We start from the raw sequence: 18640 nt of genomic DNA on the forward strand, positions 1-18640 counted from the left end.
GGAAACAAGAAGGGAAGATATATATGGGGACTAGACAAGAGCAGCTTCATCTAGGGGCATTCATTTATTATACAGGTCATCATCACTATGGCTGGCGCCGCTCGGATTCAGGAGCTGAACAGATTTTTGATTATAAATTTTACCGATCCATCGCACAGACAGCTGAACGAGGCAAGTTTGATATGATGTTTCTGGCTGATCTTCTCTATGTAATGGGTGCTGATCAATCGGCTGCAGGGATGCTGGACCCGCTAACGCTCCTGTCGGCATTGGCTACGGATACAGAAAAGCTGGGTTTGACCGCCACGGTATCGACTACCTATAACGAGCCGTATAACGTAGCTCGAAAATTTGCCACATTGGACCATATCAGTGAAGGACGCGCAGGATGGAACATCGTGACCTCCCAATTGGATGTTGAAGCAAATAACTATGGACGAACAGAGCATCCTGAGCATGGGCTTCGATATAAAATGGCGCGGGAATTTGTCGAAGTAGCCACTCTGCTCTGGGATAGTTGGGAAGATCACTCCTTAATTGTGGATCGGCAGGCTGGACTATTTGCGGACCCATCTAAATTAAAGGAAGTTTCATATAAAGGGCAGTGGTATTCCACCCAAGGTACGATCAATGTACCTCGTTCGCCGCAAGGATACCCTGTACTCATCCAAGCTGGATCATCCGGACCGGGACAGGATTTTGCTGCCAACTATGGTGAAGTGATTTTCACGGCCCAACAGTCTCTGAATGCTGCGAAAGAGTTCTATAATAACGTCAAATCCAAACTCGCTCTATATGGACGCGAACAAAGCAGTATGAAAATAATGCCTGGTTTATCACCGATTCTGGGTAAGACGGAGGAGGAAGCTCAGAGGAAATATCAAGAACTGCAGGAGTTGATCCCTCCGGCGGCTGCAGTTGGTATGTTATCCGGGATGCTTAAGTTTGACCTTTCGGAATATCCTGTCGAAGGCCAACTGCCTGACATTCCTGATCCCGTGGAAGCTTCCAATGGCATGAAAAGCCGGGTACAGCTGATTATGGACATGGCACGAAAAGATAAGTTGTCCATTGTTGAGCTGGGTCGGAGGCTGATAGGGGCAAGAGGGCACATGCAGTTTGTGGGGACCTATGAACAACTGGCTGATTTGATGCAACAATGGTTTGAAGAATATGGTTGCGACGGATTTAACATCATGCCACCTGTTCTGCCGGGAGATTTGAATGAATTTGTGGATCATGTGGTGCCGATTCTTCAAGCACGTGGACTCTTCCGCACGGATTATACGGGCAGCACGCTTCGTGATCATCTTGGGCTGGATCGCCCGGGTATAAGACATTTTCAAAAAGAGAAGACGTTAGATAAGACCTCCATAACAATATGAAAACACCTGTTTCAGTCTGATTTTCAATTGCTGGTCTTCCTAATGAAGAAAGAGGAAAGAAGTCGCCTATTGGCGGCTTTTTTTCGTTTGGGACGATATAAGTTCTTGTTCCCAAATAAAAAAATTCATTTCTTTAAAACTATTTTCGACTCTCAGCTGTCTAACATGCGAAACAACATACAAAGTAAGCTTTATTAAAAATGCGGCAATAATCAAAATATACAGTCGCAACGGGGGTGGACAAACTGAGTAAGGAAAGTACAGCACTAACTGAACAGCAGTTCAGTGATCGTCTGGAGGCATGTAAAGAAAAGCTTTATCGCTTCGCGTTCTCTTATGTGAAAAATGAACAGGAAGCCTTGGAAATTATATCTGAGGCATCTTATAAAGGTTTTCTATCTTATGAAAAAGTGAAAAGTCCTGATTATTTTGAAACCTGGATGACCCGGATCGTCATCAACTGTTCTCTGGATCACATCAGACGAAAGAAGAAATACACGTATATGGAAGACAGTACAATACCGTTTGCAGCCGAAGAGAGTCCCATGGGGCTTGAAGAGCAATGGGATTTATACGAAGCACTTGATCATCTGCATCCCGAAGATAGGGCATTTATCGTTTTGAAATTTTTCCAAGATCAGCGATTCAAGGATATGGCGGAGGTACTGTCCCTGCCGGAAAGCACGGTGAAGACTAGGTTCTATAAGATCTTAAACAAACTCAAAAAACATCTGACCAAGGAAGAGGTTGATTTTACATGACAGGAAAAGAACGATATGAACAGATCAATATCCCATCCGGCCTTTCCGGAGTTATTCAGCAAGCCCGGCAGCGCGCACGAAACCAAAAGCGTAGAAAAATGATGATCTGGCGTAGTTCATCCCTGGTTGCTGCCTGTGCTGCAGTGATGATAACAGCTAACGTTCCAGGTGTAGCCAAGGCATTATCCGATGTACCTGTTATAGGTTCTGTCGTCAAAATTTTGCAAGTTGGTGGTGGCGGGGAGCGCACAGATGGGGTTTCGGTTACAACGACCAAAGAATCGGATACACTAAACATTAATTTTCAGATCGATGGTGAACAGATCACCTCTGCTCCATCGTATACTGTGGATCACAAAGAAGGGCCGAATCGTCTGATCTTCACCTTCAATGGGGTACGTCATCTGGATTATGACAAGTTGGAGAAGGATATTAAAGCACTTAAGAATGTAAAAGATGTCTATCAAAATATCATTTTGGATGATTCCGCGATTGGCTTTGTGGTTGAACTTAAGGATGATGTCGATTATTCCGTGTCAGAGTATCAGCAGCCTGGATATATTCAATTGAAGCTTTCTTCCGACGGGAAGTCAACGCAGTCGCATAAACTTTTCTTCGTACGGAGCGAAGACATGGAGCAGGGTGAAGCATTGGCTATGTTGGCTGAACAGTATTCTGCCGATGGCAGCAGCGTTGTGCAGACCCAAAATGGAAAATTCACCGTCGTTATGGGTGCCTTCGATAACCGGGCAGATGCAGAGAAACACCTGAAAGAATTTACTGACCGAGAAGAATACAGTGAACCACTGCATGTCGACAGCTGGATGAGTAATGAAAATCCTCAATAATGGAAGAAGCCTGCCCAGCGCAGGCTTTTTTTGTAACTATGAGATGTGGAGATGTGTAATCTTACATCGTTGTCAGTATTGTGTAAGTTTGATCGATAGGAGCTGAAGTGGCCTTAATATACACTTAAAACAATTCAACGCACTACATTCACACCTTTAGGAGGCCAAACAATGAAAAGTGCATATGCGGATCTACTGAAAATATTAAGTAAAAACAAGCTATCTATTCGGTTGAGGAGATCATTCGGATGTACCGAGATACTTGGGCTGAAATAGATTTAACGCAAATTCGCAAAAATATCATAGAGATCCGCAAATTTCTACCACGTTCGACCAAACTAATGGCCGTTGTTAAAGCAAATGCATACGGCCATGGAGATATCGAGACGAGCAAAGAAGCAGTAGAGGCAGGCGCGGATTATTTAGCGTGTGCCTTCATTGAAGAAGCCATCCGCCTAAGGAATGCGGGCTTAAAACAACCGATTCTTATTTTGACTCCGATTCGTCCTGAACTTGTACCTTTGGCTCTGGAACATAATTTGATGCTTACCGTTACACAAGCGTCTTGGTTTCAGGAGATGAGAAAATACAAGCCTGTTCACACCATGCATAAGTTATCTGTGCATGTGAAAATGGATACTGGACTTGGGCGAATCGGTATACGCACAAAAGAAGAGTGGCTTGAAATGGTTCCGTGGCTCATAGCACCAGATGTAGTAGTCGACGGTTTCTATACTCATTTCGCGACAGCAGGCGAGGCAGACAACCGTTATCTACAGTTTCAGATTCAACGCTTCCTGGAAATGAAAGAGTGGAGCAGTATGTCACGGATTCCAATCAATCATTATCACTGTGCGGGAGGTGTGGCAGCACTTCGATTTCCGGAATTGTGCATGGATATGGCTCGAATAGGAGCTGCAATCTATGGCTTTTATCCGGAAAAATTAGTGCCTAACATCCAACTAAAGCCAGCATTCAGTTTACACAGTAGACTCTTGCAAACGAAAAGATTAAAAAAAGGCGAATATGTGGGCTACAACAATGCGTATCAAACAGACTCAGATCAATGGATCGGAACAGTGCCTATCGGCTATGCCGATGGATGGTCGCAGAGAATGCAAAATACGGAGGTGTTGGTGGAAGGGGTTCGTGCAGAAATTATAGGGAAAATCTCCATGGATCAATTGATGGTCAAGCTTCCCATGTATTTTCCGGAAGGATCAAAGGTGACCTTCATTGGCTATTCAGGTGAGCAGGAAATTCCGATTCAGGTACTGGCCAATCATATCGGTGGTGTCTCTCAAGAAATAACGAGTTCCATCACGGACAGAGTGTTACGAATTTATAAAGAAGGTGGGGAAGTTCATCATGAAATCACGGGAAGTCGTACAAAAACATATTGAAATCAGCGTAAGTAACGAAGAACGGTTTCAAGGACACTTAGTGTTAATAAATGATCAAAACCCAATCAGAAGGCAAGTACAAGTCCATCAACTAGAGTCACTGGATTCCTTGCCTTCAATAAAGAAGTTAAATAAGGAGATGCTTCTGGAGAAGCAGTGTTTCAATCAATTTCATGCTCTGCTTAAAGCTTGTGGGGGGACGGATGAAATTGTCGCCGTCAGCGCATATCGAACAAAAGAAGATCAAGTCCAGATCTATCAAGATTGTTTGATAGAACAGGGTTCGGAATATACTTCCAAATACGTTGCCTTGCCTGACCATATTGAACACCAAACGGGGTTGGCTATCGATGTGGGTAAATTGAAATCGAATATCGATTTTATTGCTCCTTCCTTTCCGGACACGGGCATTTACAAGTCCTTCAGACAACATGCCATACAATTCGGTTTTATCCTTCGATATAAACAAGAAAAAGAATCGATCACTCGTATTGCTTTTGAGCCCTGGCATTTTAGATATGTAGGATATCCCCATTCCAAAATCATGGAAGAAAACAAGCTATGTTTAGAGGAGTACATCGATTTTGTACAGCAATATCGGTACTCTGGAGAGCAGCTTACAATTAAAGAAAAGGACATGACAATCCAGATATATTATGTTTCCGCGGATAAAGGGACATCTAGCCATATCCCGATCTTGAGCTGTGATTCTTATCGCATATCAGGGACGAATCGTGAAGGATTCATTGTTACGACTTTCTCCAAAAATTAAGTTATAGCAATAAGGATGATTTAGATTCATATCACATTTTAGGAGGTTTTTACGATGCAGAAGAAGTCGATTGCGGTATTGTTTGGCGGATGTTCAGGGGAGTATAACGTATCTTTGAGCTCAGCCGCTTCAGTGATTGAAAATTTGGATACCGAAAAATACAATCTTGTGTTAATTGGAATTACACAGCAAGGTTCTTGGCTCAGATATAGTGGAACGGTTGAGGATATTCGCAATGATCGGTGGTATTTGCATCCGAGTTGTATCCCATCCTTTTTCTCGCCGAGTAGAGAAGTCAGAGGACTCATTGAGCTAGTTCATACGGAATATCATGTAACAACGATTGATGTTGTATTTCCAGTGCTTCACGGCAAATACGGTGAGGATGGAACCTTGCAAGGATTATTGGAACTGTCGGGCATACCGTTTGTTGGATGTGGCATGTTATCCTCTGCTTTGTGTATGGACAAGGAACTGGCTCATAAACTGGTGCAGGCAGCAGGCATAGATACACCGAGTTCCCTTACAATACATAGGAGTGAACGGATGGAAGAAGTGCTATCAGAAGCAGAAGCACTGGGTTTCCCACTCTTTGTTAAGCCGGCTAGATCAGGATCGTCATTAGGCATATCGAAGGTGAACAATAGGCAAGAGTTGACTACCGGAATAGAACACGCTTTCATACACGACAGCAAAGTTGTCATTGAGCAAAATATTAACGGTTTTGAAGTGGGGTGTGCTGTATTGGGCAATTCTGATCCCATTATTGGTGTGATTGATGAAATTGAGCTACAAGGGCACTTCTTTGACTTCTCGGAAAAGTACTCCTTGATCAGTTCGAAGATTCACTTGCCAGCCCGCATTAATGAGGATACTGCAATGAAGGTTAAAGAGAGTGCCTTGACTATTTATAAAACGCTTGGGTGCAGAGGGTTTGCGCGAGTAGATATGTTCCTGACCACTGACGGAAGAATGGTGTTCAATGAAGTTAACACGATACCTGGTTTCACGTCGAATTCCCGCTATCCTAACATGCTCCAAGCTAGCGGCATGACTTATGCAGATATTCTTAACCAGCTCATAGAGCTTACCATTGATGAGAACTGAGAGCGGCCAAGTGGAACATAAAACTGAAAAGAAATATTTGATTACCCATTGTGTAATAATACACAATGGGTAATAGTATTATCATGAAGGAATGAAGACTAAATCTACCCTAACAGAAGGGCGGGCATTATTTAGCGATGAATAAACCAAGTTTGCGTGATATCAAAAGAGAGGAAACCACCAAAGCGCTGGCCAGCGCAGCGTTTGAACTTGCGGTTGAGCGGGGATTGGATGGATTCATTATCGATGATCTCGTTCAAAGGGCTGGGTACTCCAGAAAAACGTTTGCCAACCATTTCTCTTGTAAAGAAGAAGCGGTAGCCATGGCGGCAATACTTACAACAGACCATTACGATGACGAGCCATTCAATGAAATTACACAACAAAACATACTGCCGTTGGATGCTCTATATGTATTGATAAAGAGATCACTAACCGCAGAGTATGTTTCTAAAATGCGTCAACTCGTATCGCTTTCCAAACAGTACCCGACGCTAGAACCCTATCTTCTCAGCGTGCTTTCTCGTTTGCAAGCTACGGCTCAGGAAACACTAACCGATTTATCCCAGGGACGGTATCCCCAAGGATACTCCCATCTTCTTTCGGGGGCTGTATACGGCGCTGTCCTTGCGATATTCGACGGAAGTATCAACGTGCTGCTTCCAGGGCAAGGGACAACAAATTCTCCTGGGGAGATGACGTTGGATCAATATTTGGATGACATGTTCAACTACTTGCGAACCGGATTTTAGAAAACTCCTGAAAGGATGGGGAACATGATGAGAGTTACAACTAAAATGATTGATAAACAATTAAGATTGAAAGGCAAACTGATTGATTTATTAATGAAATCTTCTCATGAAGAAAAGTGGCTTAACTCGATGAGGAAAATCAAAAAAAGATCGGATTCAACAGCGGGGAAAGACATCGATGGTTTACAGTGTAGTGAAGAATGGATACCACGTACAAGTAATGGCTCCAAGATACGTGTTCGAATTTATAAACCTCTACATGCCAAAGGTAATGCGCCAGGTGTTCTTTGGATACATGGAGGGGGATATGCCATGGGAAACCCGGAGCAATTCGGGGCAACCTACAAAAAATTAATTGATGCAGGGAACTGTGTAGTCGTTGCACCAGATTATCAATTATCGATTGATGCTCCCTATCCAGCAGCGTTAGATGATTGTTATGATACCCTTTTATGGATGAAAGGCCATGTGAAAGAACTTGGGATTAGAGAGGATCAAATCATGGTAGGCGGAGAAAGTGCTGGAGGGGGTCTAACCGCTGCACTTACTCTTTACGCCAGAGATAAGGGAGAAGTAAACATTGCATTTCAAATGCCGCTGTATCCCATGATCGATGATAGAATGATTACTGAATCCGCTAAGGACAATAATGCCCCCATTTGGAACTCTGATTATAATCAGTGGGCTTGGAAATTGTATCTTGGCGAATTGGTAGGGAAGGATGTACCTCCCTATGCGGCTGCTGCCCGAGCTACCGACTACAGCAATCTTCCTCCGACAGTCACTTTTGTTGGTGATTTAGAACCGTTTCGAGACGAAACGATTCAATATGTAGAAAACTTAAGAAAAGCAGGTGTACCTGTTGATTTTGAACTCTACAAAGGCTGCTATCATGGCTTTGATATCATTCAACCCAATGCAGAAGTGAGTAAAAAGGCAGTTTCAGTTTTTATTCAATCATTTAAATATGCAGTGGATCATTATTTTGCTGAGCAGACAGCGAAATAATGATATTAAAAGGCGGACATTCCATAGCATAGGAATGTCCGTCTTTTATAAATGAATTCTTGAATTATTTATCTATTCAACTTAAACCGTTGCTGCAACGTGCTTTTCACGAGCAATCTTGGTTGCATCAACCATGTTGCGCAAGGAAGCGACGGTTTCTTCGAGTCCACGAGTTTTGAGACCGCAATCCGGATTAATCCAGAACAATTTAGGGTCCAGCACACGCAAGGCGCGTTCGATCATGCTTGTCATTTCATCCACACTTGGAACACGTGGGCTATGGATATCGTATACGCCAAGTCCAATACCCAGTTTATAAGTGTTCAACTCAAAGCTGTGAATCAGTTCACCGTGACTGCGGGATGTCTCGATCGAAATAACATCGGCATCCATCGCTTCGATGGAATCAATCATGTCATGGAATTCGCAATAGCACATATGTGTGTGAATTTGAGTTGTGTCTTGAACCGTGCAAGTGGAGATACGGAAAGCTTTGACAGCCCAAGCCAGATAATCGGCTTGCTCGTTTTCCTTCAACGGCAGTCCTTCGCGAACTGCAGGCTCGTCGACCTGGATCATGCCAATACCTGCCTGCTCCAGTGCTTCGACTTCTTGTCTCAGTGCATACGCCAATTGATATGCGATATGCTCGCGCGGAATGTCTTCCCGTACAAATGACCAGTTCATGATGGTGATCGGTCCAGTCAGCATACCTTTTACAGGACGTTGTGTCTGGGACTGTGCATATTTGGTTTCTTCAACGGTCATTTCTCCGGTAAATGCAACGTCTCCGAAAATAATTGGTGGTTTTACGCAACGGGAACCGTATGATTGAACCCATCCGAATTGTGTAAAGGCAAACCCTGCAAGTTTTTCGCCAAAGAACTCTACCATGTCGGTACGCTCAAACTCACCATGTACGAGAACATCGATCTCGATCTCTTCCTGAATTTTGATCCAGATATCAATTTGATCCCGGATGAAGGCAGCATACTGCTCATTGTTCAACTCACCCTTACGCCACAATTGACGTGCTTTACGCACTTCTGCGGATTGTGGGAAGCTGCCGATAGTCGTTGTCGGGAAAAGTGGCAGTTTCCATTTGTCCTGCTGCGCGATATGACGCTCGGCAAACGGACGGGAACGTTCCGGCTGTTGAACGCTGAGTGTTGCCACGGCTTCTTGAACAGCAACACGATTGCGCTCTTCGGATTGTTGGAGAGCCTGGATCGTACGATCGGAATTTTCAATTTCAGCGATGATTTCAGCGTTTCTTGAAGACAATGCTTTTGTAAGAAGAACGATCTCGTCCAACTTTTCATCTGCAAACGCCAGAGCATTTTTCAGTTCGGATGTGAGTTTAGTTTCACGCTCTGTCGTTACCGGAACATGAAGCAAACTGCATGAGGATTGCACGATTAAACGTTCAGGTGTCACGAGTTCAGCCAGTTCATCCAACAGCTTCAGTTTTCCTGGCAAAGAGGCTTTCCAGATCCCACGGCCGTCAATAACCCCAGCACCCAAAACTTTATCCGCTGGGAAACCGGACGCTTGAATGGACTGAATGTTACCCGTAGCTCCATGTACAAAATCAAGTCCGATACCTTGAACCGGTAGGGCAACAATGTTGCTATAGTTCTCTACGGATTCAAAGTAGGTTTGCAGCATAATGTTCAGACCTGGTACAGCAGATGCAAACGTCTCATAAATTTTACTCAGCAGCTCTAGGTCAGCATCACTTGTTTTGGTAACGAGGATTGGCTCGTCAATCTGTACCCACTGAACTCCTTCATTTGCAAGCTCTTGAAGCACTTGTACATAGAGCGGAAGCAGGCGGTCCAGCCAAGCGTTCGTTTCGGATTTATCATATCCTTTGGACAGCTTCAGGAAGGTCAACGGTCCGACAAGAACCGGTTTTCCTTCAATACCGAGCTTCTCTTTAGCTTCGCGATAAGCAATAAGTGGTTTATTTTCCGTAAGGGCAGGGGAAGCACCGTCCAGTTCAGGCACGATATAGTGATAGTTCGTGTTAAACCATTTTGTCATTTCACTTGCTGCTGCATCTTTCGTTCCCCGTGCAATTCCGTAATAGACGGACAAAGGTACAGCGCCACCGTCATATGCAAACCGTTTTGGAACAATTCCGAACATAACGGCAGTATCCAGAATGTGATCATAGTAACTGAAATCATTGACAGGAATAAGATCGATACCTTTTTCTTGCTGCTTGCGCAGGTGATCTAACCGAATCTCCTGCAATTTTGCTTGAAAATCTGTTTCTTCGAGCTTACCTGACCAGAATGCCTCCAAGGCTTTCTTCCATTCCCGATCCGCACCAATTCGTGGATATCCCAATACACTGCTTTTTGCCATGACGTAAAACTCCTCTACAATATGTTACCAAAAAGTTATCACATATCCGGAGTTATAATGTAATTCCATTAAGTTATATCTAGCTATAGCCTATGGCTATACCAAAAAGAGGTTGAGAAAACCGCTGTCGATTCAGACTGGGTTAATCGATCGTTTTAGTATATAATGACGTTTGATTCAGAAAGGAGAGGTATCCATAATGCGCGGAATAGGGGCATTCACAGGTTCAAGGCATTTCCGATTGAATGAGGTTACTGAGGGTGTATTTGCTGCGATTGCAGTTCCCGGTACAGGTTCATTGGGCAATGCCACAATAGTTGACTTAGGCGATGAAACGCTAGTTGTGGACACATTCACGACGATACAGGCTGCAGAGGATTTGCAGGCAGCCGCTGAGTACCTCACGGGTAGAAAGGCTTCTTATGTAATCAACACGCATTGGCATAGTGACCACACATGTGGCAATCAAGTATTTGTCCCTGCAGCACAGATTATTTCCACATCGATTACTCGCGAAATTATGGATACTTTTGTTAGGAACAGGATAACGCAGCAGTTGGCAAAACCTGAAGCGATATATGATGCTATAGACGAACTCGATGAACAAATACAACCAGAGACAAACGAAAAGTTAAGACAGGAAATGCAATGGGATAATGCCAGTGACCGTGAATATATGAAGATGCTCCCCGATCTGGTATATTCATTACCGAACTTAACGTTTGATCAGCACATGACTATTCATGGCAGTAAGCGCAGTGTTGAACTTATTACTTTTGGCGGAGGTCATACTCAAAGCGATGCCCTGGTGTTTATTCCGAAAGACAGAATTGCGATAATGGGGGATCTGGTCTTATCTAAACATCATCCGGTTCTCATGTATGCTAATCCTCAGCAATGGCTGGATATTTTGAACAAAGTCGAACAGCTGGATATAGAAATCATCGTACCGGGGCATGGAGAAGTATGTTCATTGAACGCACTACATGAAGTCAAAGACTACATAACGGATCTATTGGAAATTGTGACCGATGCTGCTCAAAGAAACCAAAGCTTGGACGAAATTACTGTACCATCAGCCTATCAGGAATGGTTCTTCACTACGTATTTCAAGTCCAATTTGCAAAGCATGCATGAGTGGATCAAGAAAAGTGGTAAAAGTTGAACCTGACTCGATCCGTTATTGTCCTCACATCATACTTATAGTTTTTAAGAAGTCGCCCTATAAGGCGACTTTTTTGTTTTGATCCTTCTCAGCAGGTACTATTCAGGATCATGGTTGTTAAGAAGATAGACTCATAATAGAGACTCCTTAACAAATGTTGGGGAGCTTTTTTTTCGTTTTTTCAATCGTTTTTTATCTCGATTAGAAGGGACAGCTATACTTGATGCATAATAATGATAACTAGATCATTGTTGAACTGGAAAATGTGGAAAGGGTGATTTGATGGGTGTACCTACTTTTCTTGAAACAGGTCATATGACTGAAGGTTTTCCAATCAAGGTAATTCATACCGAGGAACAGTTTAATTTTGCCGCACACTGGCATGAAGAGGTTGAATTGGTTGTAGTCAATGGGAAAAGCGCGAGAATTGGCATCAATAACCATGTATTTGACCTTGAACGCGGAGATGTGCTGCTTATTAAACCGGGAGACATTCACTGTTTCTTGCCAGGTACAGATCATTTAACTATTATCCTGTTTCGGCTGGAGTTATTAACGGGAAGCTTCACAACCGAAAAAGAAACCCATGACCTGGGTGAGCTTTTCAACAAAACGACGGTCATCCCGTCCAACCTTTGTAATGAGAAAAATCTTGGGAAATATATAGATGCTTTAGCGAATGAAGAGAAAGATCAACAGGCGGGGTATCGCTGGTTAATGGTTGCCAGATTATATGATCTCATCGTTCATATGCTGCGCACAAAGGCACCGATTACAGATGAATTAACTTCAGGATGCCTTTGTACGCCTTCCAAAAAGTTTGAATTTCTTGAATCGGTCTGTGAATACCTGGAGGAGCACTACGCTGAACCCGTCAAACTGGATCAAGTCGCAGAGCACATTAAATTCAGCAAGTTTCACGTATGTAAATTGTTTAAAGAGATCAAAGGAATCACACTGATGGAATACCTGAATCATTTTCGAATAATCAAATCAGAATGGGCGTTATTGTTTCGCGACGAATCTATTCTGGATATTGCCATTGGTCATGGGTTCAACAATGTGAACTCATACAACCGTCTGTTCAAAAAATATAATGATTGTACCCCGTCCGAATTTCGCAAGAAGCATCGTACAAATATCACAACATATGAAGGATGATTCACAATATTTGGGGAGAAAGCCTTCTCCAAAATCCATATACTCTAATAAATTGTAAGCGTTTCCTTTTTGAAGGAGGGGGCCCATGAAGAAGTTTAAGCTTAAATATATCTCCATGATTGCACTCGTAAGCGCAGTGTTAATGGTGTCCGGCTGCCAACCAAGTGGAGCCAACCAGTCCAAGCAGGAGGAAATCACCGTCTGGAGTTTTACGGATGAAGCAGGTTATGCTATTGAAAAATTCGAGGAGAAATATCCTAACATTAAGGTGAATTTTGTCAATATTCCGGGCAATTTCTACATCACCAAGCTTAAGTCTGCACTACAGACAACGTCTAAGGCTCCGGATGTGTTTATGATCGAGAATGCAAATATAAGAGAGCTAATTGATGTGCCTTATCTGGAGAATTTATCGGCAGCACCGTATAACGCCAATGAATTAATTCCAGAGCAATATGCTTTTGTGCAGGCTAATGAGAAGGATAGCGAAGGAAATATTAGAGCGATCGGTTATCAGGGAACGCCTGGAGGTATTTATTATCGGAGAGATCTGGCCAAAGAATATTTGGGTACGGACGACCCGGAGAAGGTAGCGCCGCAAATTGATACATGGGAGAAGATATTCGAGATTGGAGAGAGAGTTGAGCAGGAGAGTGGAAATAAAGTTCATGCCCTTGCCAACTGGAATGCGATATCCAATTCATATGATGGTATCCCTTGGGTTAAGGATGGGAAGTTAGTCATCGATCCTACTTATATGAAGGTGCTTGACCTTGTTCGTGAAGCCCGTCAGCGGCATGTGCTTGCAGAGTTGGATGATGGTAGTGCCGGATATGCGGCTTCGATGCAAAAAGGCCAAGTGATGTTCTATCCGGGAGCAACCTGGGCGTTGCAATACACCTTTAAGGCGAACGCTCCGGATACCGAAGGATTTTGGGGTCTCGCGCCGGGGCCATCCGCTTTTAGTGCCGGTGGAACTTATATTGCGATGTACAGCAAAAGTGACAAAAAGGATCTGGCCTGGAAGTTTATTGAGTTTTATAACTTTGATCATGAATTTCTCTCTGGGCTGGCGAAGGAACAGGACTATTTCACAAGTAACATGGTCGTGAATGATCAGCTTGCGAGATCTGTATCTTCAGCGTATTTGGGAGGGCAGAAGCATTTTGAGTTTTTCTCGGAAGCAGCCAAGCAGGTTCCTGTATATGAGCGAACCAAATATGATTCAACCATTAACAATGACATCTTCAAAAATGTTCTCCAGTTGTATCTCAATAATGACATTCAGACCAAAGAAGAAGCCGTAAAACGAATCAATCGTGATGTCAAATTGAGATTTCCGGAGCTGGAAGTGGATTAGCTTAGAAGTAAGCGAATGCCTTTTAATCATCCGATGACTGGGGGTACAAATCATGTTTGCCAAGTCAATCCGCAAAGATCATTACGGATACTATTTCATTGCTCCGTTTTTCATTCTTTTCGCCATTTTTGGGCTATACCCCATTCTGTATTCTCTCTATATCAGCTTCACCAACTTTGATGGGATTACTACGCCAGACTTCGTCGGAATGGGTAACTATATTGCTGTTCTGCAAGATCCTTTGTTCTACAAGACATTATTTAATACTCTTTTTATCTGGGGTGTCTCTGTGGTCCCACAACTTACTGTTTCGCTTGTACTCGCCTTTATCCTCAACGACAAGTTACTTAAGGGAAGAGACTTTTTCAGAGCGGTTTATTTCTTTCCCAACATCGTTACCGCTGCATCATTGGGTCTGCTTGTGAGTCTGATCTTTGATTGGCAATCCGGCGGTTTAAATCATTTTCTGGTTCAAGTTGGACTTATCGATGATCCAATTAACTGGAAAAATGATCCTTGGTTTATGCGACTGATTGTTTCATCCATTCTGTTCTTTCAATACTTTGGTTACTCCATGGTCATCTATCTGGCAGGGCTGCAGGGTATTGATCCGGCACTGCAGGAAGCCGCTCAAATGGATGGGGCGAAAAAGAAACATATTTTCATTCATATCATCGTTCCATTGCTCCGCCCAATCATTCTATTTCAGATGATCACGTCCATTATTGGGGGTATTCAGATTTTCGATCAGCCGTTTACATTGACGAATGGAACGGGTGGTCCGGATCGTGCAGCCATGACGAGTATTATGTATCTGTATAATGTGGCATTCCAAAGTACACGTTTTGGTTATGGGGCGGCCATTGCATTCTGTCTGTTCATCATCATTATCCTGCTATCGGTCGTATCCTTCATGATGACGAAGCGCAAGAGCCGTGCATAGGGAGGGGGAAATGAAATGCCAACCGTCAAACCAGTCGAACAACAAAAAGTTATGCTACAGCAATACGATACTGTGAGGCGTCTGACACTGGGCAAAGTCATTATTTATCTGTGTTTGATTGGCCTAGCCGTGCTCTGTATCATTCCATTTTATCTCATGCTCATCTATTCCACGCATAATAATGCGACGATTGCATCGACATTTACCTTTCTGCCCGGCCCCTTCTTGCTGGATAATTATACGAACATGGCTTCCAAAATCAATATCTGGCGCGGGTTTGCCAACAGCTTTTTCATTGCCGGAACGTCTACGGTGCTATCTTTGTATATCGGTTCACTAACGGCTTATGGCTTCGCCAAGTTCAAGTTCAAAGGTCGCAACTGGCTATTCCTGTTCTTGCTTGCCACCATGATGGTGCCTGGGCAGCTCGCGCTGATCGGGATGTATCGCCTGTTCAGTACGTTAGGTTTGCTGGACAGCTATGCAGCGATCATTTTGCCTGCAGCGGCGAATGCCTTTAATGTGTTTTTTATCAAACAATTTATGGAGAGCAGCATTCCAGACGAGATTATTGAATCTGCACGTGTAGATGGTGCAGGAGAGTTCCGCACGTTCAATCAGATTGTCTTGCCCATTCTGGGCCCGGCCATATCGGCCCTTGGTATATTCACCTTTATCGGTTCGTGGAATAATTTTCTCACGCCGCTGGTCCTGTTTTTCTCCCTGGATAAATATCCGCTTCCGGTACTCGTTGCGCTGGTACAAGGATATTATGGAATGGATTACGGACTGTTGTATTTGGGTGTTGCGATCTCGATCTTGCCTATTATCATTGTCTTTGCGATATTCTCCAGACAAATTATAGGCAGCGTTGCATTAGGTGCGGTTAAGGGATAGCACGTGTACGGAAATAGTCGCCTTTTTGGCGGCTTTTTTTGTTGTTTTACATGATATTTCTATGTCGCTGGGCACTTAAATTACAACATCGATGCCTGAAAATTGGTGGATTACCTTTTTGAAAGCCCTTTCCTAAATCTATGATATACTACGATATGACTGAATACTATGTACACCAAGATAGTCCCCTTATAGTTTGCCTTCACTTTACTTGCAAAGGAGATGTCATGATGTTTAATGTTCTTGTTGTTGACGATGAGTGCGTGCAAAGAGAAGGCATTAAGGATTTGATCTCTCACTACGGCTTTCCCTTTCAAGTATTGGAAGCCGAGAACGGAAAGAGCGCAGAGCGAATTCTGGTAGAGAACGCGATTGATATCCTCATCACCGACGTCAAAATGCCTCTTATGGACGGACTAGAGCTTAGCAAACAAGCCAGGAAAACGCAGCAGAATATAAAGATTGTGATCTGCAGCGGTTATGATGAATTTGAATATGCCCGCAGTGCCATTCGACTGGGTGTGGTTAATTATTTGCTCAAGCCACTGGTTAGGGAAGAGTTTCTACAGGTGATGGAGGATATCACGCAGATCCGTGCTTATGGCGGAGGTCCCGAACCGGAATCGGTGGAATCGAAGGTCATTCGACAGGTGAAGGATTATGTGAAGGATAACCATCAGAGAGATATTTCATTATCCGAGGCAGCCCACGATGTTTATCTATCGCCAGGGTATTTGAGCATTTTGTTTAAAAAAGAGACCGGGGAGAACTTCTCGAAATATTTGACCGATTATCGTTTGCGGCGTGCAAGCCATCTGCTGGCTCATTCGAATATGAAAATCAATGATATTGCAGGGGCCGTTGGCATCGACAATCATTCTTATTTTGCCAAGCTGTTCAGAAACAGGTTTGGCGTCAGTCCGTTACAGTTCAGAGAGTGCGGGGTGCTTCATGATCGGATGGATCAAGAGCAAATTCAATGATATCAGGTTCCGAAACAAGCTGCTGTTATCCCATTTGGTGATTGCACTCATTCCGATCCTTCTGCTTGGACTGCTCTCCTTCATACAGTCTTACCGTATTCAAATGAAGGAGTTGCGGAGCGAAGCTGAAGCGAGTCTGGAGCAGGTGGCTAACATTATGGATTATAAGATTAATCGCTACAATACGCTAAGTGAGTTCATGGTGCTTAATCGGGACTTATCGCAAATATTTACGAAAGACTACGAAGATAATTATTATAATATGTACCTGGATTTCCGGGACATTCTGGAGCCATTGATCTCGAACATCCGGCTGATGGATGATGATATTGAAGGCATTACCTTTTATACATCCGGGGAGTTATTGGGGATCCGCAATAATATTTTGCCAATTGGGGATCTCAAGAGTAAGGCTTGGTATGACGGATTTCGAGGCAGGCGTTGGATTGTGGATGGGGAGAAGCTTTATCTCGTTCAGGAACTGATCAGCAATCCGAAAGACAGCAATTTTATGGTGATCTCCATTCAGCATGATAGCATCTTTGCAGATCTGGACAATCTGTCGGAACATGTAGCTGTTCATATTGAGGACGCGAAGCAGCATGTGATATTTCAGGAAAACCACAAGCGTGTTGCTGTGCCCGCAGGTTCGAAAGTTGGGGAGTCTGGCGATCTAAGTCTTAGCCGCTCACTCGCCAACAACGGCTGGACCATTCACTATAATCTGCTGAATACCAATGCGTACGCCAATGCAATGAGTATTTTTCAAATTACGCTGTTTGTCATCATCCTCAGCCTGGTCATTACCTTCCTGCTCATTTATGTCATCTCTAATAACTTTACGCAAAGAATTATCCATATCAAGAACAAGGTGGACAAGGTAGAGCGGAACAATCTGGATGTGATTATCCGGAGTTCATCCAGGGATGAATTTGGTGAGCTGACTAACGGTATCGGTAAAATGCTGACAAGGATCAACAGCCTGATCTCTCAGGTGTATCACGCCGAAATTGCCAAGAAGGAAAGTGAATATAACAAGTTGATTAGTCAGATCAACCCTCACTTCCTGTACAATACCCTTTCATTTATACGCTGGAGGGCCGAGAAAAAGGCGGATATAGAAACGAGTTATATGGTATCTGCATTAGCCCGTTTCTATAGAACAACACTAAACCAGGGGAAGAATATGGCCACCATTGAGGCTGAGGTGCAGCATATTAAAGCGTATCTGGATTTGCAGCTCATCATGAACGATGGCCGATTTGATGTGGATTACCATATCAATGACGAGGTATTACATACCGAGGTGATTCATTTTATTTTACAGCCAATTGTGGAAAATGCCATCAAGCATGGTTTTGTGGAGGCAGATGCGATAGATTATCGCATTCACATTACAGTTAACCGGGTGGGAGAAGGGATTAAACTAACCGTTTGTGATAACGGTGTTGGCATGACGCCTATGCAGACGGCAGGGTTGTTAACAGGAGAGAACGGCGGATGTGGTGTTCGGAACGTTAATGACCGAATCAAGCTGTATTATGGTCGGGATTACGGGCTCGTTATTCATAGTGAGCCAGGCAGCGGAACGGAAGTGTCAATCGTCCTTCCTGCCACATAATTGCGTGTAGTTACATTAAAAACATAGCGTTAGTACGGAAGCGGTTGCTGTTGCGACCGCTTATTTGTTACTGTTATAAACTTTTAATACAGAGAAATAAA

Annotated in this window: 16 protein-coding genes; 15 read left to right on the forward strand and 1 reads right to left on the reverse strand. The window is 43.5% G+C overall.

Annotation, left to right across the window (positions count from 1 at the left end):
- Positions 1–23: 23 nt before the first annotated feature.
- The 8 genes from BLS14_RS04930 (at position 24) to BLS14_RS04965 (ending at position 8036) form a co-directional block, all read left to right on the forward strand.
- Positions 24–1385, forward strand: a complete 1362-nt coding sequence (locus BLS14_RS04930) for an LLM class flavin-dependent oxidoreductase (RefSeq protein WP_090949839.1) — start codon at positions 24–26, stop codon at positions 1383–1385.
- Positions 1386–1621: 236 nt separating this feature from the next.
- Entirely contained in the window at positions 1622–2146 is a 525-nt protein-coding gene (locus tag BLS14_RS04935) for a sigma-70 family RNA polymerase sigma factor (protein ID WP_090806217.1), read from the forward strand.
- Positions 2143–2994 carry a hypothetical protein gene (locus tag BLS14_RS04940; protein WP_090949841.1) on the forward strand — a complete coding sequence of 284 codons (852 nt, stop codon included), beginning with the start codon at positions 2143–2145 and terminating at the stop codon, positions 2992–2994. The genes BLS14_RS04935 and BLS14_RS04940 overlap by 4 nt, the downstream gene beginning before the upstream one ends.
- 248 nt (positions 2995–3242) lie before the next feature.
- Positions 3243–4397, forward strand: coding sequence for an alanine racemase (gene alr / locus BLS14_RS04945; protein WP_090949843.1), 1155 nt, complete (start codon positions 3243–3245; stop codon positions 4395–4397).
- Positions 4363–5169: a D-alanyl-D-alanine carboxypeptidase family protein gene (locus BLS14_RS04950; protein WP_090949845.1), complete on the forward strand. Its 807-nt coding sequence runs from the start codon at positions 4363–4365 to the stop codon at positions 5167–5169. The genes alr and BLS14_RS04950 overlap by 35 nt, the downstream gene beginning before the upstream one ends.
- A 54-nt stretch (positions 5170–5223) precedes the next feature.
- Positions 5224–6276, forward strand: coding sequence for a D-alanine--D-serine ligase VanG (gene vanG / locus BLS14_RS04955; RefSeq protein ID WP_090949847.1), 1053 nt, complete (start codon positions 5224–5226; stop codon positions 6274–6276).
- Between the two features lie 137 nt (positions 6277–6413).
- Entirely contained in the window at positions 6414–7028 is a 615-nt protein-coding gene (locus BLS14_RS04960; protein ID WP_090949850.1) for a TetR/AcrR family transcriptional regulator, read from the forward strand.
- Between the two features lie 24 nt (positions 7029–7052).
- Complete coding sequence (locus tag BLS14_RS04965) at positions 7053–8036, forward strand: alpha/beta hydrolase (protein WP_256336150.1); 984 nt, start codon at positions 7053–7055, stop codon at positions 8034–8036.
- An 81-nt stretch (positions 8037–8117) separates the two neighbouring features.
- On the opposite strand, the gene metE is transcribed toward BLS14_RS04965, so the two are convergent.
- On the reverse strand, positions 8118–10409 hold the full coding sequence (gene metE / locus BLS14_RS04970) for a 5-methyltetrahydropteroyltriglutamate--homocysteine S-methyltransferase (RefSeq protein ID WP_072732800.1): 2292 nt from the start codon (positions 10407–10409) through the stop codon (positions 8118–8120).
- 199 nt (positions 10410–10608) lie between these two features.
- Here metE and BLS14_RS04975 point away from each other — a divergent pair, with 199 nt between their 5' ends.
- From BLS14_RS04975 to BLS14_RS05005, 7 genes are all read left to right on the forward strand, one after another.
- Positions 10609–11574 carry an MBL fold metallo-hydrolase gene (locus BLS14_RS04975; protein WP_090949855.1) on the forward strand — a complete coding sequence of 322 codons (966 nt, stop codon included), beginning with the start codon at positions 10609–10611 and terminating at the stop codon, positions 11572–11574.
- A 315-nt stretch (positions 11575–11889) separates the two neighbouring features.
- Positions 11890–12735, forward strand: coding sequence for an AraC family transcriptional regulator (locus BLS14_RS04980; RefSeq protein ID WP_161490583.1), 846 nt, complete (start codon positions 11890–11892; stop codon positions 12733–12735).
- An 85-nt stretch (positions 12736–12820) separates the two neighbouring features.
- Positions 12821–14095 (forward strand): ABC transporter substrate-binding protein, encoded by a 1275-nt coding sequence (locus BLS14_RS04985; protein WP_256336151.1) that lies wholly within the window; start codon positions 12821–12823, stop codon positions 14093–14095.
- Between the two features lie 52 nt (positions 14096–14147).
- Positions 14148–15038 (forward strand): carbohydrate ABC transporter permease, encoded by an 891-nt coding sequence (locus BLS14_RS04990; RefSeq protein WP_090949857.1) that lies wholly within the window; start codon positions 14148–14150, stop codon positions 15036–15038.
- A gap of 15 nt (positions 15039–15053) precedes the next feature.
- Positions 15054–15935 (forward strand): carbohydrate ABC transporter permease, encoded by an 882-nt coding sequence (locus BLS14_RS04995; RefSeq protein ID WP_090949859.1) that lies wholly within the window; start codon positions 15054–15056, stop codon positions 15933–15935.
- A gap of 230 nt (positions 15936–16165) precedes the next feature.
- Positions 16166–16918, forward strand: coding sequence for a response regulator transcription factor (locus tag BLS14_RS05000; protein ID WP_064638482.1), 753 nt, complete (start codon positions 16166–16168; stop codon positions 16916–16918).
- A complete protein-coding gene (locus BLS14_RS05005) occupies positions 16887–18539 on the forward strand; it encodes a sensor histidine kinase (protein WP_090806237.1) in 1653 nt (550 codons plus the stop codon). Before BLS14_RS05000 ends, BLS14_RS05005 begins: the two co-directional genes overlap by 32 nt.
- Positions 18540–18640 lie beyond the last annotated feature (101 nt).

The organism is Paenibacillus sp. OK060 (assembly GCF_900101205.1).
Taxonomy (GTDB): Bacteria; Bacillota; Bacilli; order Paenibacillales; family Paenibacillaceae; genus Paenibacillus; species Paenibacillus marchantiae.